This is a genomic window from Paenibacillus sp. GCM10023252 (assembly GCF_042653305.1).
In the GTDB taxonomy this organism is placed as follows: domain Bacteria; phylum Bacillota; class Bacilli; order Paenibacillales; family Paenibacillaceae; genus Pristimantibacillus.
Window position 1 is genome coordinate 18,437 of the sequence record NZ_JBHSHW010000018.1, and the last position, 22,879, is coordinate 41,315.

Sequence of the window (22,879 nt, forward strand, 5' to 3'; positions counted from 1 at the left end):
GTGACAACGAACCTGCAAGTAATCTCAACAGACCAAGCTCCTGCAGCGATTGGACCTTATTCTCAGGCTATCCAGATGGGCGGACTGCTCTTCACGTCAGGACAGATTCCTCTGAATGCAGCCGGACAGCTTGTAGAGGGCGGGATGGCGGAGCAGACGCATCAAGTATTCCGCAATCTAGAGGCTGTACTCGCTGCGGCGGGGACGAGCTTCCAGCATGTGGTTAAGGCTACTGTATTCCTGAAGGACATGAATCAGTTCCAGATTATGAATGAAGTCTATTCTTCTTACTTTGGAGAGCATAAGCCAGCTCGCTCCGCTGTAGAGGTAGCAAGGCTGCCGAAGGATGTTCTTGTCGAAATAGAACTCATTGCATCGACTATTGTCGAATAGCAACGAAAAAAGTTAATACCTAAAAAAATATTTTAAGCGGAGCATTATTTTACCAAAAAGGCAGAAGGATTTTGCATGTAAACGTGGAATTATACACCAAGTCTCTGATAGGCAAAGGTGGTGAACACAAGTGCAAATTACTGATGTCAGACTCCGCCGCGTAAATTCGGAAGGGCGTATGAAAGCTATTGCTTCAATTACCATTGACAACGAATTCGTCGTTCACGATATTCGCGTCATTGACGGTAACAATGGTATGTTCGTAGCAATGCCAAGCAAACGCACTCCGGATGGAGAATTTCGGGATATCGCTCACCCGATTTCTTCAACGACACGGGAGAAGATCCAAGCTGCTGTTCTCGCTGAATATGAGCGTGCAGCAACGGAAGAAGTTGTGGCGATTGAAGAAGGAGCTTAAGACTGGGTGAGTGGAGAAGAGGGCCTTTGGGCTCTCTTTTCTTTTGTAATGGAATGGGATATAGTCTTACGTATACTTCAACTATATACTATCGATATACGATAAGGCAGGAGGAATTGGAACGTGAAGAGGTTAGCGATTGTGCTTGCAGCAGGACAGGGCAAGCGAATGAAATCGAAATTATATAAGGTTCTCCATCCGGTGTGCGGCAAGCCTATGGTAGGACATGTAACGGATATTGTGAAGGAAGCGGCTTGTGAGCGGACGGTTGTCATTGTCGGTCACGGAGCAGAAGCGGTTCAAGCTTATCTGGGAGATGGAGCCGAGTACGTGCTGCAAGCACAGCAGCTCGGAACCGGCCATGCCGTCCGTCAGGCGGAGCAGCTGCTTGGGCAAGAGGAAGGGACGACCATTGTCGTCTGTGGAGATACGCCGCTAGTTACAGCGGAGACAATCGAGGCCATGCTGGAGCTGCATGCATCGAGCGGTGCTGCTGCAACGGTGCTGACGGCCTCATTCGATAACCCGACAGGCTATGGGCGGGTTATTCGCGGTGCGGACGGTGCGGTTCAGCGTATCGTGGAGCAGAAGGATTGTTCGCCAGAGGAAGCTGCTGTGAAGGAGATCAATACGGGTACCTATTGCTTCGATAATCAGAAGCTGTTCGCTGCGCTGGCGCAGGTAACGAGCAATAACGCACAGGGGGAATTCTACCTGACTGACGTTGTTGGTATTTTCCGGGAGGCGGGCGAAGTGGTTCAAGGGTATTGCACGTCCGATCTGGCAGAAGCTATCGGGGTGAATGACCGGGTTGCGCTGGCTGAAGCGGAACGTCTCATGCGGGAGCGTCTGAACCGGCATCATCTGCTAGGCGGCGTGACGATCATTGATCCGGCGTCTACTTATATAGAAGCAGGAGTGGAGATTGGCTCCGATACGGTGCTGTATCCGGGAACGATACTGCGTGCGGGGACGAAGATCGGGGAGGATTGTGTAATCGGTCCGCAAGCGGACATTGCAGGATCATCCATTGGCAACGGCGTGACGGTGAAGTATTCGACGGTTGCGGATTCCGTCATCGGTGACGAGTCAGCGGTAGGTCCCTATGCGAATCTCCGTCCAGGCTCGAAGCTCGGCCGCGGCTGCAAGATCGGCGACTTCGTCGAGCTTAAGAATGCTACGCTGGATGATGGCAGCAAGGTGTCCCATCTGAGCTATATCGGAGACGCTGAGGTAGGCAAGGAAGTGAATATCGGCTGCGGTGCGATTACGGTCAACTACGACGGCTACAACAAGTTCAAGACGGTCGTAGGCGATCATGCCTTCGTGGGCAGCAACGTCAACTTGATTGCGCCAATTACGGTAGGAGAAGGGGCTTATATCGTAGCGGGCTCTACCGTTACGCATGATGTTCCGGCCGGGGATCTGTCCATAGCGCGGGAGCGCCAAGTGAACAAGCCGGGCTATGCGGAGAAGATCCGCAATCGAGCGAAGGCGAAGAAGGAGAACAGCCGCAAGGAATAGAACCGAATAGAACCCGTGAAGCCAGTCTAATCGAGCCTGCTTGTTTAATCTAACCGCGTTATGGGTAAGAATATATGGAACTTACATCAACCTGAAGAATCATTTAGGAGGGTTACCATATGTCAATTACAATGAATGCGGAACAACGGACGACAAGCACGAAGGGCGAGCTGCGCCAGCTGCGGAAGCAAGGAAGAGTGCCTGGTGTTATATACGGCAAGAAGCTGGATGCTCCGGCTGCCATCACGGTAGAGGAGAAGGAGCTGCAGGCGCTGCTTCGTTCGCATCCCAATGCGGTGCTGGAGATTAACATTCCATCCACGGGCAAGCAGCCGGTCATGATTACCGATGTGCAGCGCGACCCGATGTCACGCCAGGTTCTTCATATTGATCTGCATCAGATTAATATGAATGAAGAAGTGAAGACGGCCGTTCGAGTCGAGGTGACGGGTGATTCTGCCGGCGTCAGAGAAGGCGGAGTGCTGCAGATCAACCTTCATGAGGTAGAGGTGCAGTGTCTGCCGGGCAGCATTCCTGAATCCATTGAAGTTGATGTGACGTCCTTGAATGTCGGGGATAACTTGCTCGTCAGCGATCTGAAGGCGCCGAAGGGTGTCGAGATCAAGACCGATGGTGAGCAGGTTGTCGTAGGCGTGCTGGCGCCGCAGAAGGAGATCACCGAGGAGGAAGCGGAGGACGCTGCAGTGGAAGCTGTGGAGGCGGAGTCCCGTTCCGAGGAAGCGAACCGGGCCGAGATGGAGAAGGCTTAACAGCAGATACACCGAAGTAGGACTTAAGTCGGGATTGCGAGCAAGCAGCAAGAGCCGAAGAAGGAATCGAAGTGTGCGTTACGGGAAGAGTCGCTTGTATAGCGGCTCTTTTTGTATGCGGAGCGGGCATGGTATGATGAGTAGGATGATCGATGACGCAGATGCTGCAACAGGCAGGCAAGGAGTGGAATGGAGTATGAAGTGGATTGTTGGGCTGGGCAACCCTGGAACGAACTACGCGGGTACGAGGCATAATGTAGGCTTCATGGTGGTGGATGAGCTGGCGAAGCGATGGGGCATATCGGTGAGTCAGAGCAAGTTCAAGGCACTCATAGGCGAGGGCAATGTGCAGGGGACGAAGGTATTCCTGATCAAGCCGATGACCTATATGAATCTATCGGGGGAGTCTGTAAGGGCATTCCTGGACTTCTACAAGGGAGATATCGAAGACGGGCTGATTCTCTATGATGACCTGGATACGGAGGTAGGACGCATTCGGCTGCGATATCAGGGCAGCTCAGGCGGGCATAACGGGATTAAGTCCTTAATTCAGCATCTGGGAACACAGAGCTTCAATCGCGTGAGGATTGGCATCTCCAGGCCGCAGCCGGGTATGAATATTGCCGATTATGTCCTATCTACCTTCCCTAAGGGGGAGCAGGAGCTGCTGGCGAAGATGGTAGAGGATGCTGCTGATGCCGTAGAGTTCTCCTTGAAGGCGGAGTTCGAGCAGACGATGGCGAAGTTCAACCGATAATCTGGGCATCCATCTATAGATTGGTTCTCATCTGGGCATACTGACCAGTATAACTGCTTGTCAGGAGGCATAAGATGGCTATACATTATGTGTGCCGGCATTGCCGGACGCCGATTGGCTCCATCCACCGGGATGAGATTACGGAGCAGCAGCTTGGCTTCCATTTCTTGACCCCTGAGGAACGCGGCGATATAATAGCGTATGACCCCAGTGGGGATGTCACTGTGAAGGTTAGCTGCGATTATTGCCGCGAAGCCTATGAAGCGAATCCCGAATTACACCTGGTAACCAGTCCGCTGCAATAGGACGGGTTGCCGGTTATAGTTGTAAGGCCTTGGCATGTGGCTGAGGCTTCTTTGCGTGTATAGAAGCGAGGTGCCACTAACGTTGAAAGCGTTAATTCAAGCAATGACTGCGGATGCTGATGTTCAGAATGTACTGACCGGAATTCGCAAGGGGATGCGAGAGCAGATGATCTCAGGGCTCGCGGGCTCGTCCAGGCAAGTGCTGATCGCTGCACTGCGGCAGGAGATCGATCGTCCAATGCTTGTCGTCACTCATAATATGTTCGCTGCTCAGAAGATTGCGGATGATCTGCTTGAATGCTTATCACCGGATGAAGTGCTGCTCTATCCTGCGAATGAACTCATGGCTGCGGAAGCGGCGATCTCGAGTCCCGAGACGCTGTCGCAGCGGGTGGATGTCCTCATCCGTCTGTCCCAAGGGTTCCGCGGGATTGTTGTCGTGCCATTCTCCGGCGTGCGTCGTTATCTGCCGATCAGCGGCGTCATGGCAGAGGCGCAGGTTCAGATTCGAGTGGGTGAGACGCTGGCCATGGACAGCTTCCTGCGCAAGCTGTCGGGACTCGGTTACTCACGTGTGGATCGCGTCGAGGGCAAGGGTGAGATGAGCGTTCGAGGCGGAATCGTCGACTTCTACCCGCTGACGACTGCTCAGGCCTATCGCGTAGAGTGGTTCGATGATGAGATTGATTCCATTCGAACCTTCGACCCGGCCGATCAGCGCTCGCTTGCGAAGGTGGAGACGATCATCGTGCCGCCTAGCCAGGAGATTCTGGCTGATGGTCACAGGTTCGAGACGGCCGCTCAGCACGCTGCCTCTCTGCTCGAGAAGCAGCTGGAGAAGATGGCGGACCGTACCGCGAAGGAGCGGCTGCGCGCCGAGATCGGCGGCGAGATTGAGCGTCTCCGTGAGCATATGTACTTCCCTGAAATTTATAAATACATCTCCTTGTTATATCCGGAACGTCAGACGATTCTTGACTACATGCCAAGCGACACGCTGCTCATCCTAGACGAGCCTACGAGGCTCATAGAGACGGCGCGCCAGCTGGAGCGGGATGAAGCAGAGTGGGCCACTCATCTGCTACAGAACGGGAAGTCGCTGCAGGGCTTCGTCCTCGCACGGGCAACCGAAGATGTGCTGCATCATCGTCCATTCCCGACGCTGTTCCTGTCCCTGTTCCTGCGGCAGATTCCGCATACCCAGCCGCAGAACATCCTGAACATGACCTCTCGGGCGATGCAGAACTTCCACGGCCAGATGAATGTGCTGAAGGCCGAGATGGACCGCTGGCGCAAGGCGGGAGCGAATGTGATCATGCTGGCCGGCAATGCCGAGCGGATGGACCGGATGCGCCGGGTGCTGCAGGACTACAGCATCGAGCCTCCTCAGCTGCTCGAGGGCAATCTGCAGTCCGGCTTCGAGCTTCCGTCTTCACATCTGGTCGTCATTACCGAAGGCGAGATGTTCTCGCAGAAGCAGCGGAAGGCGCGGAAGATGGACCGCAAGATCGACAATGCGGAGCGAATCAAGAGCTATACGGAGCTGAAGGTCGGAGACTATGTTGTTCACCAGAACCACGGTATCGGCAAGTACCTGGGCATCGGCACGCTCGAGATCGGCGGCATTCATAAGGATTACCTTCATATTCTGTATGCGGGCGGCGACAAGCTGTCGGTGCCGGTCGATCAGGTTGACCTGATTCAGAGGTATGTAGGCAACGAAGACAAGGAACCGAAGGTGAACAAGCTCGGCGGCAGCGAGTGGACGAGAGCGAAGAGCAAGGTGCGCGCCTCCGTTCAGGACATTGCCGACGATCTCATCAAGCTGTATGCGCAGCGTCAGACCGCGACAGGCTTCGGGTTCGGACCGGACACGGCCTATCAGCAGGAGTTCGAGGCCATGTTCCCCTATGATGAGACGCGGGATCAGCTGCGTGCCATCGAGGAGATTAAGAAGGACATGGAGGCCGGCCGGCCGATGGACCGTCTGCTCTGCGGCGACGTGGGCTACGGGAAGACGGAGGTTGCGGTGCGCGCGGCGTTCAAGTCGGCGATTGAAGGCAAGCAGGTGGCCATCTTAGTTCCTACGACGATACTAGCTCAGCAGCATTACGAGACGTTCCGCGAGCGATTCTCCGGCTATCCCTTCAACATTCAAGTGCTAAGCCGCTTCCGCTCCCGCAAGGAGCAGAACGAGACGATGAAGGGGCTGAAGGCTGGTTCGGTCGATGTCGTCATCGGCACGCACCGTCTGCTGTCTCAAGACATTGTCTTCAAGGATCTCGGCCTGCTCATAGTGGATGAAGAGCAGCGCTTCGGTGTGTCCCACAAGGAGAAGCTGAAGCGGTTGAAAACAAACGTAGACGTCCTCACCCTGACCGCCACGCCAATCCCAAGAACCCTTCACATGTCGATGCTCGGCGTGCGCGACCTGTCTGTCATTGAGACCCCGCCGGAGAACCGGTTCCCGGTCCAGACGTATGTGGTCGAGTACAGTCCATCGCTCGTGCGGGAGTCTATCGAGCGGGAGCTGGCGCGCGGCGGCCAAGTCTACTACTTGTACAACCGGGTGCAGGGAATCTATCAGATGGCGGAGCATATTAACGAGCTTGTCCCGGATGCTAAGGTGGCGGTCGGTCACGGGCAGATGTCCGAGCAGGAGCTGGAGAAGACGATACTCGACTTCCTGGACGGCGAATCCGATGTACTCGTCTCGACCAGCATTATAGAGACAGGCGTAGATATACCGAACGTGAACACGCTCATCGTGCATGATGCGGACAAGATGGGCCTGTCCCAGCTCTATCAGCTGAGGGGACGCGTAGGCCGGTCGAACCGGATTGCCTACGCCTACTTCACCTATCAGCGGGATAAGGTGCTGACGGAGGTGGCTGAGAAGCGGCTGCAGTCCATCAAGGAATTCACCGAGCTGGGCTCCGGCTTCAAGATTGCGATGCGTGACCTTGCGATCCGCGGAGCGGGTAATCTGCTCGGCGCCGAGCAGCATGGCTTCATCGCCTCGGTAGGCTTCGATCTGTATTCACAGATGCTGGCCGATGAGATTGCGAAGCGCAAGGCGGAGATGCACGGCGAAGAGGTGAAGATCGAGCGCGCTGTCTCCACTCTCATCGACGTCAGCATTGATGCCTATCTGCCATCCGACTACATCTACGACAGTATTCAGAAGATCGAGATCTACAAGAAGGTGGCGTCCGCCAAGACCTTCGAGGAAGCCGATGATCTGAACGAGGAGATTATCGACCGGTTCGGCGACCTGCCGGCTGCGGTGGAGAGCTTGCTAACCGTAGGCCGGTTGAAAATATACGGAGCCGAGTACGGCATCGAAGTCATCTCCCAGAAGGGAGATGATCTCGAGCTGAAGTTCGCCGCGGCTCAGAAGGCACGCATCGATACGAAGAAGGTAGATCAGCTCTGCTTGTCCTTCGAGAATCGGTTCAAGCAAGGCAGCCATCAGGAGCCTAATCCCTTGGTGGTGCTCCGCGGCAAGGGAATGACCATTGAACAGAAGATCGAGCTGCTGGAGCGGTTCCTGCAGCACTTCAAGGATGTGCTGAAGCCGAAGGAGACGCTTCAGAAGGCGACGCTCTAAGACGGACGGTTGGCGCGCACCAGCCGTCATCTGTTACAATACAGACAAGCTAGTTACTACGAGAGGGGTTAAGGCATGTTGCATAGTACACGCAAGTCGGCATGGCAGAGACGCGTATTGCTTGCTGTGGCAGCGGTGCTCGTTATGACAATCATGGCGGCCTGCGGAGCCAAGAACGATGAGAAGGACTCGATTGCCATTCCAGGAGCTGGAGATGGCAAGACGGTGGCTACTTACAAGGATGGAGAAGTGACACAGCCTGAGTTCGACAAGTACTTGAATATTTTCAGCGTGATGAACCCTGGGTATGAACAGATCATTACGATCGGCGAGTTCAAGGAAGAGCTGCTTAAGCAATATGTCGCCTACAAGGTGCTTGGCGCTGAAGCGTCCAAGGATACGGTGAAGGATGCGAAGGAGCAGGCGGATTCACAGTTCGAGCAGTTCAAGGCTCAGCTGGAGAAGGATCAGGCTGCGAAGGATGCGATGGCGAAGGCTAAGGTTACGAATGATGACATTAAGGCATACATGAACCTGATGCTGACGGTCGTTACCCATATGAATTCGAAGGTAACGGAAGACGATATGAAGGCGGAGTTCGATAAGAACAAGTCGGATTACGATATTGTATCCGTCCGTCATATTCTGATTGGCACTACGGATCCGCAGACGAAGAAGGAAATGCGCAAGAAGGAAGACGCACTGAAGCGTGCGAAGGAAGTGAAGGCGAAGCTGGAGGCCGGCGGCGACTGGAACAAGCTCGCTAAGGAATACTCGGATGATACCGGATCGAAGGACAAGGGCGGCCTGTATGAAGATGCTCAAGCTAAGGGCTGGGTAGAGGGCTTCAAAAAAGCCGCAACCACACAGGAAGTCGGCAAGATTGGCGAACCGGTGGAGACCGAATTCGGCTACCATGTGATGAAGGTCGAGAAGCGTACGTCCACGGAGTATGCGAAGCTGGATGAAGCAACGAAGGAAGAGCTGAAGAGCGGTGTAGCTTACGCCCTCATGAACAAGTTCATGACGGAGGATCTGACGAAGCTGGATCTGAAGATCACGCTTCCGAAGGATGAGAAGCCTGCGGCATCCCCGGATGCATCTGCCGCTCCTTCTCCTGACGCATCAGCGTCGCCTGAAGCTACGGCTTCACCTGCAGCGAAGTAAAACAGCATATGAACAAAAAGTTGCCTGAGGATTCTATCCTTGGGCAACTTTTTTTATAAATTGACGTTGATAAAAAGGAAGATATACAAATACAAGGAGTGTATACATGAAAAAATCGGTATGGCTTGGGTCGATAATTGTTCTGACCCTTCTCTTTATTATTGTGTTAACTCCATTAAGTACAAGTAAGGAAAGAACCTCTAACAAGTTTGCAGAGCATCTCTTTAATTATTCACTTCCACCGGAGACATCACTTGTTGCAAAGCATCAGTCTAATGGGAAAAACTTTGTTGATGGCGGCGGCAGTGGTGGTTATTGGAATGTAGCAGCTGTCATGGAATTAAGCTCAAAGCTCACGAGGAATGAGATTCTTGCATATTATCAGAATGTTGGGTCCTTTCCATATCCGAAAGGAAATCAACGGGGGGTACCATTGGAGTTGTATTTTAAGGAGGAGAGTCGAAGAGTTGAAAGGTCCGACGGATTTTATTATCGCAGTCAGACGGGCGAGATCAGGACTGTTCACTCATACCCTCTTGACACTAATTCAGTAACCCTAATCAAAGGTGAAACAAAGTATATTCTACAACTAGTAAGTGGTTTTGATTACTTTCTCAACTTTAATTAAGTAAATATTGCGTTACTACTTAGGTACCTCCTTGCTAGCTAACCAATAGGTGCAGTTTATACCTTATTCACGGTCGTATGACCTCGCTAGCTAACCAATAGGTGCAGTTTATACCTTATTCACGGTCGCATGACCTCGCTAGCTAACTAATAGGTGCAATATATACCTTATCTACGCTCGTATGACCTCGCTCGCTAACTAATCTAAGAAACTGAATTGATCACTTAGCGCTCCGTGGACAAGACCCTTTCTAAAGAGACCTAAGTAGTAACAATATTACTGCTTAAAAGCCAAAATGGCTTTTGAGCAGTTTTTTGTATCCTTGCTTATTAAGGAAGAGCAAGTTTGAACGTTAGATATCATGTATCAGTATATAGAGAAGTGACAAAAGTCCTATTATATCTAGTTATAATGTAACTAAACCTAACATAAAGTTTTAGTTAAAGTGACTGAATGGGATGGTGAGAGCTCCGAATGTAAAAGTTTAAAATTTTTCATGTAAACTATCTTGACATAAAAGCTGACCCCAACCTATAATAAGGACACGAACGTTGGAATAACATTCCATGGAAACGTTCGGAAATGGATAAATACATAGAGAGTTGGGGAGTGGAGAGATGAAGAAGAAGTTGTTCGCACAGATGGGGTTCTTATTACTTGCACTTAGCTTGGTACTGGCGGCATGCGGCGGGAATAACAATGAGCCGGCTTCCAGCGCAACGAATGCACCGAAGACTACCGATGATGGCGGGACGACAGCTGAAGGCGGAGAGATCAAGGTCGGCGTACTTCATTCTCTCAGCGGCACGATGGCAATCAGCGAAGTGTCCGTTCAGAAGGCGGAGCTGATGGCGATCGAAGAGATCAACGCAGCTGGCGGCGTACTAGGCAAGAAGATCGTTCCGGTCATCGAGGATGGCGCATCTGACTGGCCGACCTTCGCAGAGAAGGCGCGCAAGCTTATCTCGGAAGATAAGGTAGCTACCGTGTTCGGCGGATGGACGTCATCCTCCCGTAAGACGATGCTTCCGGTATTCGAAGAGCTGAATGCATTGCTCTGGTACCCGGTTCAGTATGAGGGACTTGAGGCGTCGAAGAATATCTTCTACACCGGGGCGACTACGAACCAGCAGATCGTGCCTGCGGTTAGTTACTTGCTCGAGCAGGGCAAGAAGAAGTTCTACCTGCTGGGCTCTGACTATGTATTCCCTCGCACGGCGAACATGATCATTAAGGAACAGCTGAAGGCGGAAGGCGGCGAGCTGGCAGGCGAAGAGTATACACCGCTCGGCCACACCGACTACAGCACGATTATAAGCAAGATTAAGGAAGCGAAGCCGGATGTCGTGTTCAACACGCTGAACGGCGACTCCAATGTAGCGTTCTTCAAGCAATTGAAGGATGCCGGCATTAGCGCGAAGGATCTGACGACTCTGTCGGTGTCCGTAGCGGAAGAAGAGATTCGCGGAATTGGTGTAGACGTGCTGGAAGGCCACTTGGCAGCATGGAACTACTACCAGACGACCGATACCCCTGCGAACAAGACATTCGTGGCCAACTACAAGAAGAAGTATGGGGAAGATACCGTAACAGCTGACCCGATTGAAGCGGGTTACACAGCGGTCTACCTGTGGAAGGCGGCAGTTGAGAAGGCTGGCTCTGCGGAAGTGGATAAGGTTCGCGAAGCGGCGAAGGAGCTGGAGTGGGATGCTCCAGAGGGCAAGGTTAAGATTGACGGCGAGACGCAGCATCTGTACAAGACGGTTCGAATCGGTGAAGTGCAGGCGGACGGTCAATTCAAGGAAGTGTGGAACTCAGGCGAGCCGATTAAGCCGGATCCGTACCTGAAGGGCTACGAGTGGGCGAAGAACCTGAACACCGGCCAATAGTCTAAGTCTAATCGTACTCATATATGCAGCCATACAGGGGGAAGTATTCGGTACCTTCGGATGCTTCCTTTCCTGTATCGTTACGCAGACAGCTAGATATTTTTTTCCCACTAATTAAGGGGTGAATTCATGGACGTATTCGTACTGCAACTGTTCAATGGATTAAGCGTAAGCTCCATCCTGCTGCTCATTGCACTGGGTCTGGCGATAACCTTCGGCCTCATGAAGGTCATTAATATGGCGCATGGCGAGCTTATTATGATTGGCGCCTATGCAACGTATCTGACACAGAACCTGTTCCAGGACTACCTTCCGAAGTCTATGTTCGACTGGTACTTCGTGCTGGCGATTCCGGTCAGCTTCGCCATCGCATTCCTGATCGGCCTTGTGCTGGAGGTCGTGCTTATTCGATTCCTCTACGGCCGGCCGCTGGACAGTCTGCTTGCTACTTGGGGAGTGGGGCTGGTGCTGCAGCAGCTTGCCCGTACGATCTTCGGAGCGCCTAATGTAGGGGTCACCAGTCCGAAGTGGCTGGAAGGCGGAATGACGATTATGGGTGATGTCGTCCTTCCTTACAAGAGATTGTTCATCATTGCACTTGTTGCCGCTTGTCTCATTGCGATGTACTTCTATATCTACCGCAGTCATGAAGGAAGAAGAATGCGCGCCGTGATGCAGAATCGGGATATGGCCGCCTGCCTCGGAGTCTCTACGCGCCGGGTCGATGCCATCACGTTCGCGATTGGTTCAGGAATTGCCGGCATTGCGGGTTGTGCGCTCACGTTAATCGGACCGATAGGTCCGGCGATTGGCACTTATTATATTGTGGATGCCTTCATGGTCGTCGTGCTCGGCGGCGTAGGCAAGCTCGTTGGCACGGTGTTCGGCGCTCTCGGCATCGGCGTGTTCAACACTCTCTTCGAATATTGGACGACGGCGTCCCTTGGCAAGGTGCTCGTCTTCTTACTCATAGTGGCATTCCTGCAATGGCGACCAATGGGTCTGGTAGCTATGCGTACGCGATCGCTCGACTAATCTTGATGAAAAGTAGGTGGGTAACCTCATGCGAATGCGAACTCTATCGCCCCAGCGGATATGGATCTTAATCGGCTATGCTGCCGCTGCTGCGGCCTTGTTCTCTGCTCCTCTATTCGTTAGCGACTTCCGGCTTAACCTGCTTGCCAAGTTCCTGGCCTTCGCCATCGTGGCGCTCGGGCTGGATCTCATCTGGGGCTTCACCGGCATACTCAGCCTCGGACATGGCGTCTTCTTCGGCCTCGGCGCCTATGCGATGGCGATGCACTTGAAGCTGCAAGCCAGCGGTGGCAAGCTCCCCGACTTCATGGGGTGGAGCGGGGTGAAGGAGATGCCGTGGTTCTGGCTTCCCTTCGAATCGTTCGGGGCAGCTATTGCGCTTGGCATCTTGCTGCCAGCCGTGCTGGCGCTCATTCTCGGCTCCTTCACCTTCCGGAATCGAATTCGCGGCGTCTACTTCACGATCCTAACGCAGGCGCTCGTCGTCATTACCGTCACGCTGTTCATTGGCCAGCAGGCCTTCACCGGCGGAACGAACGGAATTACCGGCTATGGCAAGCTGCTTGGTTATTCCTTAGGATCTCCGGATACGAAGCGTGCTCTGTACTTTATTACAGCTGCTGTGCTCATCCTCGTCTTCATCGGCTGCCGCTACCTGGTAGGGAGCCGCTTCGGCAAGGTGCTTCGTGCCATTCGAGATGGCGAGAATCGGGTGAGATTCATCGGGTACAATCCCGCTATGTATCAGATGGTTGTTTTCACCATATCGGCTGCGATTGCGGGTCTGGCTGGTATGCTGTTCGTGCTTCATGTCGGCATTATCTCTCCATCCATGATGGGAATCGTCCCATCAATTGAGATGGTGCTATGGGTAGCGATAGGCGGGCGCGGCACTCTAATCGGCGCAGCGCTCGGAGCCATCGTCATGAACTGGGCGAAGAGTACGTTCAGTGAGACGTATCCGGATGGTTGGTTGTTCTTCATGGGGCTGCTGTTCGTTGTCGTCGTTGTGTTCTTGCCGAAGGGCATTGTCGGTCTGGTGAGCCAGATTAGATTGCGCAAGAGAAGGAGTGGAGCGGAGCATGAAGAAGGAATCCGTTATCCTGCAGTGTAGTGAGGTAACCGTTGAGTTCGACGGCTTCAAGGCGGTTCAAGGGATGAACCTGAAGCTGGAGCAAGGGGAGCTTCGCTTCCTCATTGGTCCGAATGGAGCAGGCAAGACGACGATATTAGATGTCATCTGTGGCAAGGTGAAGCCAGCTGCCGGCAAGGTGACCTTCAATGGGAATATCGATATTACCCGCCGCAAGGAGCATCAGATTGCGGAGCTTGGTATCGGACGCAAGTTCCAAGCTCCATCGATCTTCCCAACGATGACGGTGGAGGAGAACCTGGAGATCTCCATGCGTCAGCGCCGCAGTGTATTCGCTACCCTGTTCGCACGTATGCAGGGAGAAGAGCGTGACCGGATCGAGGCGCAGCTGGAGATGATTGGACTTCAAGATAAGGCTTCCTGGCGTGCGGGTGGACTATCCCACGGAGAGAAGCAATGGCTGGAGATCGGTATGATGCTGCTGCAGGAGCCGGAGATTCTGCTGCTCGATGAACCGGTAGCGGGTATGACGGATAAGGAGACCGATAAGACGGGCGAGCTGCTGAAGCAGATTGCGCGCAAGCGCTCAATTGTCGTCGTGGAGCATGATATGGAGTTCGTGCGCAACTTCGCCAGCAAGGTGACGGTTATGCATGAGGGCAAGCTGCTTAAGGAAGGCTCGATGGATGAGATTCAGCGGGACGACCGAGTGGCGGAAGTGTACCTAGGGAAGCGGAGGGATGCTGATGTTAGCCGTTCAACAGCTTGAATCCGGATATGGCGAGAGCGTCATCCTGCGCAATGTGACGCTGAAGGTGAAGCCCGGGCAGGTCGTGTGCCTCTTGGGGCGCAACGGAGTGGGCAAGTCTACGCTGATGAAGTCGATTATGGGGCTGCTTAAGGCGCGGCGGGGGACGGTATCCTTCGCGGGGGCGGACCTGACGAAGAGGGCTCCTGGTCAGCGAGCGCGGAAGGGTATTGGGTATGTTCCGCAAGGCAGGGAGATCTTCGGGCAGTTGTCTGTGTATGAAAATATCCTGCTAGGCCTAGAGGCCTCGCGCGACGGAGGCAAGGAGATTCCAGAGGAGGCTATCGCGAAGTTCCCGGTGCTGCCGACCATGTATGATCGCCGTGGAGGCGACCTGTCCGGCGGGCAGCAGCAGCAGCTGGCCTTCGCACGGGCGCTGGCCTCCAAGCCGGAAGTGCTGCTGCTCGATGAGCCATGCGAAGGGATTCAGCCCTCGATTGTGGATGATATCCGCGATGTGATCCGTGGCATCAAGGCGGACGGCAAGACGGCCATCCTGCTCGTGGAGCAGAGCCTGGAGTTCGTGAAGAGTGTAGGGGATTACTTCTACATTCTGGAGAAGGGTGCAGTCGCTTGGGAAGGTGGACTCGACTCGCTGAGCGATGATGTCATTAAGAAGTATCTGACGGTGTAGGTGTATGTTATAATACCTGACATAGTTATTGACAGTTTCAATGCAGCCCCGCTATACTACGAATTAACGTTATGTTATCTGACAATTGAATAAGGTTCTCCCTTGTGTAAGGAGGAGGACGACAAGCTGTCTAGGGTTCCGTTGTTAGGTGCTCTGCCCCGAATGCCAGTGTGCGGGACAGAAGTGAGCTGAGCAAGTTTGGTCCAAGAGACGGCGTACAGCGAGTAAGCGGCGTTGCCTGGAGTTAACGCGGAGTGCGGCTGTATAACACGGAAGGACAAAAGCCTGGGAGATGATCTCCTTGGCTTTTTTTTAATTTATCTTAGAACCAGAACTAGCAAATTGCCTTGGGGAGGTTACGGGATGGAGAACATTCGAGAGAGTTGGAGTAAGACGATTGGTGCGGGCGGCAAGTGGTCGGGGGTCGTGGGGCGCGGGAAGGTGCTGCGGTTCACAGCACTGGAATCAGGAGCGAATGTATCGCTGCTCCTCTACCATGCGAAGGACCTGACGGAGCGGTACAACATGCCGGATACGCTGAAGGCGCAGTATACGGCTCATCTGACGAGAGGGAATGTGCTCATGAGTGATAATGGCCGCGCAATGGCCAGCATCGTAGAGGATAGCTTAGGCTGGCATGATCCGCTCGGCGGATATACAACGAGGGAGATGACGGACGAGAAGTATGGGGTGACCAGCTACCAGGCTGAGCGGAATGAATGGCTGCGGAGCGGGCAGGAGAACTTGACGGTTGAGCTGGTACGGAGCGGGCTGAGACCGCGTGATCTCGTCCCGGTGGTGAATCTGTTCTCGAAGATTGCTGTGCAGCATAATGGCGCGATGGTCTATGAGCTGGGGCATTGCCCTGCAGGAGCAACCGTCACGCTGAGGACAGAGATGGAGCTGCTGGTCGTGCTGTCCAATACGCCGCATCCACTTGACCCGCGTGAAGCGTATCCGGCTGTGCCTGTTCAGCTGGAGGTGCTGGAGGCTGAAGCGGTGGAGGAGACGGATTACTGCTTGAACTTCCGGGGGGAGAACCGCCGGGCGTTCGAGAACACGCGGGAATATTACGCTCTTCTGTAGGTTAGTGGAGTAATCATAGATACATGGAGGAGGAGTAGGCAATGGCTGTATTCAACCGAGTGGAGAGCTCTCGCAAGCTGGAGGATGCCATCTATAGCAAGACTGTGCTCGCTGGAGATGGGTGGTCTCGGGAGCTGGAGCCGGGACAAGTGCTGCGAATCGTAGACCTGGAAGGGAATCAGGCGGCGGATACGCTGTTCTACGACGCGGACAATCCGGAAGATCACTATAGTGCTGCAGCGACTATCGCGGGGCAAGGGAATATCTACTTAACGACAGGCTCCGTACTGAGAGCGGAGTCGGGAGAGGTGCTGCTGGAGATGGTTGCGGATACCTGCGGGCGACATGACACGATTGGCGGGGCTTGCTCGGCGCAGAGCAATACTGTGCGTTATTCGCATGATACGCTGCCCATGCACAATTGCCGCGATACCTTCATGCTGCAGCTGGCCGAGCAGGATGGGCGATATTCGAAGCGGGATCTGGCGCCGAATATTAACTTCTTCATGAACGTCCCGGTCACGCCTGAGGGCGGGCTGACGTTCGCGGACGGCGTGTCCGCGCCAGGGTGCTATGTCGAGCTCCAGTCGAAGCGCCGGACGCTAGCTGTGATAAGCAATTGCCCGCAGCTCAACAATCCATGCAATGCGTATAATCCAACGCCTATACAGGTGTTGATCTGGGATAAGTAACAAGTTCGGCTAGGTCAATAAGGTCAGCATGTTCAGTAAAGTTCAAGGTCATCCAGCTCAACAAGTTCAATTAAGGCTCATCAAGGGAGTGGTTCACGATGTTCACGAAGATTCTAATCGCCAATCGCGGCGCGATTGCAGTACGTATCGAGCGTACGCTGAAGAAGCTAGGCATTGCGTCAGTCGCTGTCTACACTAGTGCGGATCAAGATAGTCTGCATGTGGATGGGGCGGATGAAGCGGTTCTCATCGGCGAAGGAGCAGCTAAGGACAGCTACTTGAATGCCGAGCTCATCCTGAAGACGGCAATCGAGACGGGGGCTCAGGCGATTCACCCGGGGTACGGCTTCCTGAGTGAGAATGCCACCTTCGCGAGAGCCTGCCGCGAGCATGGCCTGGTGTTCATCGGACCAACTCCTGAGCAGATGGAGCTGTTCGGGCTGAAGCATTCCGCTCGCGAGATCGCGGAGCGGGCACAGGTGCCGATGCTGCCGGGAACGCCGCTCATCGACCAGCTGGAGGAAGCGGTGAGCGAGGCTTCACGCATCGGCTATCCGGTCATCTTGAAGAGCACGGCCGGCGGCGGCGGGATCGGGATGCGCATCTGTGAGGACGAGGAGACGCTTCGCTCGGCTTACGATGCAGTGTGTCATCTCGCCGAGACGAACTTTAAGAACGGCGGTGTGTTCCTGGAGAAGTACATTGCGAGGGCTCGGCATGTGGAGGTTCAGATTTTCGGCAACGGGTTCGGGGAGGTCGTGGCTCTTGGGGAGCGGGATTGCTCCATTCAGCGGCGGAATCAGAAGGTAATCGAAGAGAGTCCGGCTCCGCTGCTGTCGGATGAGGTGCGGCAGGCCATGTATGAGGCGGCACAGAGGCTGGCGGCGGAAGCGGGCTATCGGAGCGCGGGGACGGTGGAGTTCCTCTATGATCCGGAGAGCTGCGAATTCTACTTCCTCGAGGTGAACACCAGGCTGCAAGTGGAGCACGGCGTCACTGAGGAGGTGCTTGGAGTCGACTTGGTGGAGTGGATGGTTCGCGAGGCGGCGAATGAGCTTACCGGGCTGGCAGCCAAGGTGCCTCAGCCGCAAGGTCATAGTATACAAGCGAGAATCTACGCGGAGGACTGTATCCATGACTTCCGTCCAAGCGCCGGCCAGCTGGATGCCGCGATATTCTCACCCTCTGCTCGTGTGGAGACCTGGGTGCGCGACGGCCTGACGGTAACCTCCCTATATGATCCTATGCTTGCCAAAATCATCGTACACGCAGACACTCGCGAAGCGGCCATCGCTAAGCTGATTGAGGCGCTGGAGGAGACGCGTCTGTATGGATTGACGACGAATCTGCAGTACCTTCAGGCGCTGCTTGGTGAAGAAGCGGTTCGCGCGGGGGAAGTCTACACGCGGATGCTGAATGGCTACCAGCCTGAAGAGCGTGCGCTGGAGGTAGTGGACGGCGGTGTGCAGACGACCGTGCAGGATTGGCCGGGCCGGACGGGCCACTGGGATGTCGGCGTACCGCCTTGCGGTCCGATGGACCCGCTGTCCTTCCGAACCGGGAATAAGCTGCTAGGCAATGCCGATGATGCGGCGGGGCTGGAGCTTACCCTTCGCGGCGGAGCCTATCGCTTCCGCAGTGAAGCTTGGTTCTGCTTGACCGGCGCAGATATGCAGCCGGAGCTGGATGGGTTGCCGGTGCCGATGTACCAGCCGGTGCTGGCTGGCCGCGGTCAGGAGCTCGTGTTCGGCGAGGCAAGGGAAGGGATGCGGACCTATCTGCTCATTAAGGGCGGACTCGATATGCCGAAGATTCTCGGGAGCTCCGCTACGTTCACTCTAGGCGGCTTCGGCGGTCATGGCGGGCGGGCGCTCCGAACGGGGGATGTGCTGGGCATTGCGCGTTCTTCATCAGCGTTGGAAGCTCCAGCGGAGCTCCTTGCGCTGGATGAGCCTTCCCGGCCGGCTATGACCAGGGAATGGACAATTGGCGTCATTCCCGGTCCCCACTGCTCCGAGGAATTCTTGCAGCCAGATTACCTTAAGCAGCTCACGGATACGTCTTGGGAGGTTCACTTCAACTCCTCACGGACGGGGGTGCGGCTCATTGGTCCTGCCCCGCATTGGACGCGGGAAGACGGAGGGGAAGCGGGACTTCACCCTTCCAATATTCACGATAATGCGTATGCCGTTGGTACGCTTGATCTGACCGGTGACATGCCGATTCTGCTCGGACCGGACGGTCCTAGTCTAGGGGGATTCGTCTGCCCGGTCACGACGGCATCGGCTGAGTTCTGGAAGCTGGGGCAGCTGCATGCGGGTGACCGGGTGAAGTTCCGTCTGGTGACGCTGGAACAGGCAGATGCTCTGCGCAGCGCGCAAGAGCTGGGTCTTGCGGCGATTGGGAGAGGGGAGCGGGCGGCTCTGCTTAGTGGTAGTCTAGTTGAACCAGCTGAGCTAATGGATCGATTAGCCCCAGTCACCTCACTCGACCCGGCCGATCTAGTAGAACGAGCTGACCTGGCAGCGCCTGTTCAACCGCTCGAGCATAATCCATCCTATCCGCTGCTGGTTGAGGAGTCTGATGGACGCAGATTCCCTATTGTCATTCGGTGTGCTGGGGATGAGAATCTGCTGATCGAGTACGGTGCGATGGAGCTGGATCTGCTGCTGCGCTTCCAAGTGCATGCTCTCATGACCGCTATCGTAGAGTCTGAATCCATTCCAGTATTGGATCTGACACCGGGCATCCGCTCGCTGCAGGTACATCTGGATCGCACGCGCATCACGGTTCGTGAAGCTTGCCGCCTCATCCTGGAGCTGGACAGTGCGCTGCCTCCTCTTGAGTCGATCCAAGTTCCGTCGCGCATCGTGCGCCTGCCGCTCTCGTGGGATGATCCTGCGACTCAGCTGGCAATCGATCGCTATCAACAGAATGTCCGCCCGGACGCTCCTTGGTGCCCGAGCAATCTGGAATTCATCCGCCGGGTCAACGGTCTGCCATCTATAGAGGATGTGCGCACGATCGTCTACGAAGCGAAGTATCTCGTCATGGGACTTGGAGACGTCTATCTGGGTGCCCCAGTCGCTACCCCTATTGATCCGCGCCATCGTCTGGTGACGACGAAGTACAATCCGGCCCGCACATGGACGCCGGAGAATGCGGTCGGCATCGGCGGAGCTTATATGTGCGTGTACGGCATGGAGGGTCCGGGAGGCTATCAGTTCGTCGGCCGTACGATTCAGATGTGGAACAAGCTGCGCAGCACGGAGAGCTTTAAGCCGGGCAAGCCTTGGCTTTTGCGGTTTTTTGACCAGATTCAGTTCTACCCCGTGGAGGCGGATGAGCTGCTGAGGCTGCGAGAGGACTTCCTGCGCGGTCGCTACGAGGCGGATATCACGGAGACGGTATTCGATCTTGGTGAGTATCTGCAGTTCTTGCAGTCGATTGAATCGTCGGCGGACGCCTTCCGGTCGACACAGCAAGCGGCGTTCCAGGCGGAGCGAGAGAGCTGGAAGGAGCTTGGCCTGGCGGAGTATGTGTCGGAGCAGGAGCAGGCGTTGCCAGCGGCTGAGGATGAACTGCCGGAGGGGGCCGTTGCGGTGCGATGCTCGATGCCGGGCAGCGTGTGGAAGGTGCTCGTGGAGCCGGGACAACGGGTGAGCAAGGGGGAGACCGTCATGATCGAGGAGAGTATGAAGATGGAGTTCAACCAGCTCGCGCCCTGCGACGGCATTGTCACCTCTCTCTTCGTACGTCCCGGGGACGGGGTCCATGCCGGACAGCTGATTGCCCATATTGTGAAGGAACAAGAGAGTGAGGTGCTTGTATCATGATTATGCCATTCCCTAAGATGTGGACGGTGCAAGGACTAGCTGAGCAGTATGCATCAGGTGAGCTGACGCCTGTTGCTGTAGTGGAAGAGATTATTCGCCGCGCGGAAGCAGATGCTGCAATGAACATCTGGATCGTTCCTCCTAGCCTGGAGTTGATTCAACCTTATCTAGACGGCCTGCGCGAGATGGACCGTAACGCTAGCCCGCTCTGGGGCATTCCGTTCGCGATTAAGGACAATATCGACTTGGCAGGCGTCCCGACGACGGCAGCTTGCCCCGAATATAGCTATGTGCCTAGCGAGCACGCTGCGGTTGTAGAGAGATTGATCAGGGCCGGAGCCATCCCCATTGGCAAAACCAACCTAGACCAATTCGCGACCGGCCTCGTCGGAACGCGCAGCCCCCATGGCGAGACGCATAATGCGCTGCGTCCCGAGCTGATCAGCGGAGGCTCGAGCTCGGGCTCCGCCGCAGCGGTCGCTCGCGGGCAGGCTGCCTTCTCGCTCGGCACGGATACGGCAGGCTCCGGCCGCGTGCCGGCCGCCCTGAACAGGCTCGTCGGCTACAAGCCGAGCCTGGGGGCATGGCCGACCAAGGGAGTCGTCCCTGCCTGTGCCAGCCTGGACTGCGTCACCGTGTTCGCAGCCACTCTGGCGGACACGCTCGCTGTCGACGCCGTCGCTCGCGGTCCGCATGCCGAAGACCCATGGTCGCGCGTGATTCCCGCGCCAACTGCGAAGCTTCCTAGGCGCATCTGTCTCCCAGACACCGCCCCCGACTTCTACGGACCGTATGCGGAGGAGTACCGCTCCGCATGGGAGCAGGCTGTACAGCGCTTGAAGTCGCTGGGACTACCCGTCGAATACGTCGACACGACCTTCTTCGCGGCCGCCGCGGCGATCTTGTACGAGGGGCCGTGGGTAGCCGAGCGCTGGGCTGCCCTGGGCGGCTTCGTCGAGAGTCGGCCGGGCGTCACCTTCCCGGTGACGGAGCGGATTCTTCGCTCCGGCGCAGCTAGCGAGCATAGCGCGGTATCGGTATTCCGCGCGATGCATCAGCTGCAAGCCTACAAGCTGGAGGCCCGCAAGCTTCTGGATGGCGATGCTGTGCTCGTCATGCCGACGGCGGGCGGTACGTGGACGAGGGAGCAAGTGAGGCTGGACCCGATTGCGACGAACCGGGATATGGGCCGATACACGAATCATTGCAACCTGCTGGACTTATCTGCCGTGGCCGTGCCGGGTGAGGACGCCGATGTGGATCTGCCATTCGGGATCACCTTCTTCGCACTCGCGGAGGGTGAGGGGCTGCTGGCTGGGGTGGCGGATAAGTTCTTGATGATGGCGGAGCCATTAACCTATGCTGTGCAGCATGATGGCAGCTTGAATGGGCATGCGTTGGGTGCTGAGCACTCAGGAGTGGGCGTGAGTAGTCTGGCATCGACGCCTACTACCGGTTCGGCCCTCGCGGTGCTGCCATCTGCAACCGTGTCGCAGAGTGGTGAGTCGGTATCCGCGGAAGAGACCACTCTAGTAGCCGTCTGCGGCCTCCACATGCGCGGCTTCCCGCTGGAGAAGCAGATGAACGAGTGCGGCGCACGCTTCATTAAGGAAGCGGCAACCGCTCCTAAGTATAAGCTGCTGAAGCTGAACACGACTCCTGTTAAGCCTGGACTGGTTAAGCAGGTGGAGGGCGGAGCTTCCATTCAGCTGGAGGTATGGGAGATGCCGAAGTCGGCATTCGGCGGCTTCACCGCAGGGATTCCGGCCCCGCTGGGTATCGGTAAGGTGGAGCTTACGGATGGCACGGAGGTGCCGGGCTTCATCTGCGAGGGCTACGCGGAGCAGGAGGCGGAGGATGTCACAGAGCTCGGCAGCTGGCGCAAGGTTATGCTGCAGAGCTGACCACCGAAGGTTACTCTGAGAGATGTAAGCCTCCTGAGCGGTCTTAAGTGTCCAATATCGCCCGTCAGGCGTAAGCTAGCGAAGACTTAAGCCTTCCGCGAGGTCTTAAGTCGCGTAAGGAAGGGTGTTCGAAGCGGTGTAAGCCTCCTAGGCGGTCTTAAGTGTCCAATATCGCCCGCCAGGCGTAAGCTAGCGAAGACTTAAGCCTTCCGCGAGGTCTTAAGTCGCGCACGGAAGGGTGTCAGGAGCGGATTAAGCCTCCTGAGCGGTCTTAAGTGTCCACCAGCGGGCATCTTCACCTAGCGCTGAATCACTTGAGTTAAGAATCAA

Annotated in this window: 18 protein-coding genes; all 18 read left to right on the forward strand. The window is 55.5% G+C overall.

Going from position 1 to position 22,879, the window contains the following annotated elements:
- The 18 genes from ACFO9Q_RS10330 (at position 1) to atzF (ending at position 22,549) form a co-directional block, all read left to right on the forward strand.
- Positions 1 to 393 (forward strand): RidA family protein, encoded by a 393-nt coding sequence (locus ACFO9Q_RS10330; protein ID WP_379181505.1) that lies wholly within the window; start codon positions 1 to 3, stop codon positions 391 to 393.
- Between the two features lie 130 nt (positions 394 to 523).
- Entirely contained in the window at positions 524 to 811 is a 288-nt protein-coding gene (spoVG, locus tag ACFO9Q_RS10335) for a septation regulator SpoVG (RefSeq protein WP_379181508.1), read from the forward strand.
- Between the two features lie 123 nt (positions 812 to 934).
- Entirely contained in the window at positions 935 to 2,335 is a 1,401-nt protein-coding gene (gene glmU / locus ACFO9Q_RS10340; protein WP_379181511.1) for a bifunctional UDP-N-acetylglucosamine diphosphorylase/glucosamine-1-phosphate N-acetyltransferase GlmU, read from the forward strand.
- 119 nt (positions 2,336 to 2,454) lie between these two features.
- A complete protein-coding gene (locus tag ACFO9Q_RS10345) occupies positions 2,455 to 3,105 on the forward strand; it encodes a 50S ribosomal protein L25/general stress protein Ctc (protein WP_379181513.1) in 651 nt (216 codons plus the stop codon).
- Between the two features lie 196 nt (positions 3,106 to 3,301).
- Complete coding sequence (pth, locus tag ACFO9Q_RS10350; RefSeq protein WP_379181647.1) at positions 3,302 to 3,862, forward strand: aminoacyl-tRNA hydrolase; 561 nt, start codon at positions 3,302 to 3,304, stop codon at positions 3,860 to 3,862.
- 74 nt (positions 3,863 to 3,936) lie between these two features.
- The gene (locus tag ACFO9Q_RS10355; protein ID WP_379181515.1) at positions 3,937 to 4,167 is read left to right on the forward strand and encodes an anti-sigma-F factor Fin; all 231 of its coding nucleotides are present in this window, start codon (positions 3,937 to 3,939) and stop codon (positions 4,165 to 4,167) included.
- A 103-nt stretch (positions 4,168 to 4,270) separates the two neighbouring features.
- The gene (mfd, locus tag ACFO9Q_RS10360) at positions 4,271 to 7,777 is read left to right on the forward strand and encodes a transcription-repair coupling factor (protein ID WP_379181649.1); all 3,507 of its coding nucleotides are present in this window, start codon (positions 4,271 to 4,273) and stop codon (positions 7,775 to 7,777) included.
- A gap of 75 nt (positions 7,778 to 7,852) precedes the next feature.
- A complete protein-coding gene (locus ACFO9Q_RS10365) occupies positions 7,853 to 8,944 on the forward strand; it encodes a peptidylprolyl isomerase (protein WP_379181517.1) in 1,092 nt (363 codons plus the stop codon).
- A gap of 106 nt (positions 8,945 to 9,050) precedes the next feature.
- Positions 9,051 to 9,572, forward strand: a complete 522-nt coding sequence (locus ACFO9Q_RS10370; RefSeq protein ID WP_379181519.1) for a hypothetical protein — start codon at positions 9,051 to 9,053, stop codon at positions 9,570 to 9,572.
- Between the two features lie 617 nt (positions 9,573 to 10,189).
- Positions 10,190 to 11,461, forward strand: coding sequence for an urea ABC transporter substrate-binding protein (gene urtA, locus ACFO9Q_RS10375; protein WP_379181521.1), 1,272 nt, complete (start codon positions 10,190 to 10,192; stop codon positions 11,459 to 11,461).
- Between the two features lie 129 nt (positions 11,462 to 11,590).
- Positions 11,591 to 12,496 (forward strand): urea ABC transporter permease subunit UrtB, encoded by a 906-nt coding sequence (gene urtB / locus ACFO9Q_RS10380; protein ID WP_379181523.1) that lies wholly within the window; start codon positions 11,591 to 11,593, stop codon positions 12,494 to 12,496.
- A 28-nt stretch (positions 12,497 to 12,524) separates the two neighbouring features.
- Positions 12,525 to 13,610 carry an urea ABC transporter permease subunit UrtC gene (gene urtC, locus ACFO9Q_RS10385; RefSeq protein ID WP_379181525.1) on the forward strand — a complete coding sequence of 362 codons (1,086 nt, stop codon included), beginning with the start codon at positions 12,525 to 12,527 and terminating at the stop codon, positions 13,608 to 13,610.
- Entirely contained in the window at positions 13,579 to 14,358 is a 780-nt protein-coding gene (gene urtD, locus ACFO9Q_RS10390; RefSeq protein ID WP_379181527.1) for an urea ABC transporter ATP-binding protein UrtD, read from the forward strand. The genes urtC and urtD overlap by 32 nt, the downstream gene beginning before the upstream one ends.
- On the forward strand, positions 14,336 to 15,031 hold the full coding sequence (urtE, locus tag ACFO9Q_RS10395; RefSeq protein WP_379181529.1) for an urea ABC transporter ATP-binding subunit UrtE: 696 nt from the start codon (positions 14,336 to 14,338) through the stop codon (positions 15,029 to 15,031). The genes urtD and urtE overlap by 23 nt, the downstream gene beginning before the upstream one ends.
- Before the next feature lie 363 nt (positions 15,032 to 15,394).
- Positions 15,395 to 16,117, forward strand: a complete 723-nt coding sequence (locus tag ACFO9Q_RS10400) for an urea amidolyase associated protein UAAP1 (RefSeq protein WP_379181531.1) — start codon at positions 15,395 to 15,397, stop codon at positions 16,115 to 16,117.
- Between the two features lie 41 nt (positions 16,118 to 16,158).
- Entirely contained in the window at positions 16,159 to 16,809 is a 651-nt protein-coding gene (locus ACFO9Q_RS10405) for an urea amidolyase associated protein UAAP2 (RefSeq protein WP_379181533.1), read from the forward strand.
- Between the two features lie 98 nt (positions 16,810 to 16,907).
- Entirely contained in the window at positions 16,908 to 20,645 is a 3,738-nt protein-coding gene (gene uca / locus ACFO9Q_RS10410; protein WP_379181535.1) for an urea carboxylase, read from the forward strand.
- A gap of 2 nt (positions 20,646 to 20,647) precedes the next feature.
- Complete coding sequence (gene atzF / locus ACFO9Q_RS10415) at positions 20,648 to 22,549, forward strand: allophanate hydrolase (protein ID WP_379181651.1); 1,902 nt, start codon at positions 20,648 to 20,650, stop codon at positions 22,547 to 22,549.
- Positions 22,550 to 22,879 lie beyond the last annotated feature (330 nt).

Bases quoted from the DNA above. Each gene is read 5' to 3' on its own strand.
- ACFO9Q_RS10345 (WP_379181513.1), top strand. From the start codon at position 2,455: ATGTCAATTACAATGAATGCGGAACAACGGACGACAAGCACGAAGGGC.
- pth (WP_379181647.1), top strand. From the start codon at position 3,302: ATGAAGTGGATTGTTGGGCTGGGCAACCCTGGAACGAACTACGCGGGT.
- ACFO9Q_RS10355 (WP_379181515.1), top strand. From the start codon at position 3,937: ATGGCTATACATTATGTGTGCCGGCATTGCCGGACGCCGATTGGCTCC.
- mfd (WP_379181649.1), top strand. From the start codon at position 4,271: ATGACTGCGGATGCTGATGTTCAGAATGTACTGACCGGAATTCGCAAG.
- ACFO9Q_RS10365 (WP_379181517.1), top strand. From the start codon at position 7,853: ATGTTGCATAGTACACGCAAGTCGGCATGGCAGAGACGCGTATTGCTT.
- ACFO9Q_RS10370 (WP_379181519.1), top strand. From the start codon at position 9,051: ATGAAAAAATCGGTATGGCTTGGGTCGATAATTGTTCTGACCCTTCTC.
- urtA (WP_379181521.1), top strand. From the start codon at position 10,190: ATGAAGAAGAAGTTGTTCGCACAGATGGGGTTCTTATTACTTGCACTT.
- urtB (WP_379181523.1), top strand. From the start codon at position 11,591: ATGGACGTATTCGTACTGCAACTGTTCAATGGATTAAGCGTAAGCTCC.
- urtC (WP_379181525.1), top strand. From the start codon at position 12,525: ATGCGAATGCGAACTCTATCGCCCCAGCGGATATGGATCTTAATCGGC.
- urtD (WP_379181527.1), top strand. From the start codon at position 13,579: ATGAAGAAGGAATCCGTTATCCTGCAGTGTAGTGAGGTAACCGTTGAG.
- urtE (WP_379181529.1), top strand. From the start codon at position 14,336: ATGTTAGCCGTTCAACAGCTTGAATCCGGATATGGCGAGAGCGTCATC.
- ACFO9Q_RS10400 (WP_379181531.1), top strand. From the start codon at position 15,395: ATGGAGAACATTCGAGAGAGTTGGAGTAAGACGATTGGTGCGGGCGGC.
- ACFO9Q_RS10405 (WP_379181533.1), top strand. From the start codon at position 16,159: ATGGCTGTATTCAACCGAGTGGAGAGCTCTCGCAAGCTGGAGGATGCC.
- uca (WP_379181535.1), top strand. From the start codon at position 16,908: ATGTTCACGAAGATTCTAATCGCCAATCGCGGCGCGATTGCAGTACGT.
- atzF (WP_379181651.1), top strand. From the start codon at position 20,648: ATGCCATTCCCTAAGATGTGGACGGTGCAAGGACTAGCTGAGCAGTAT.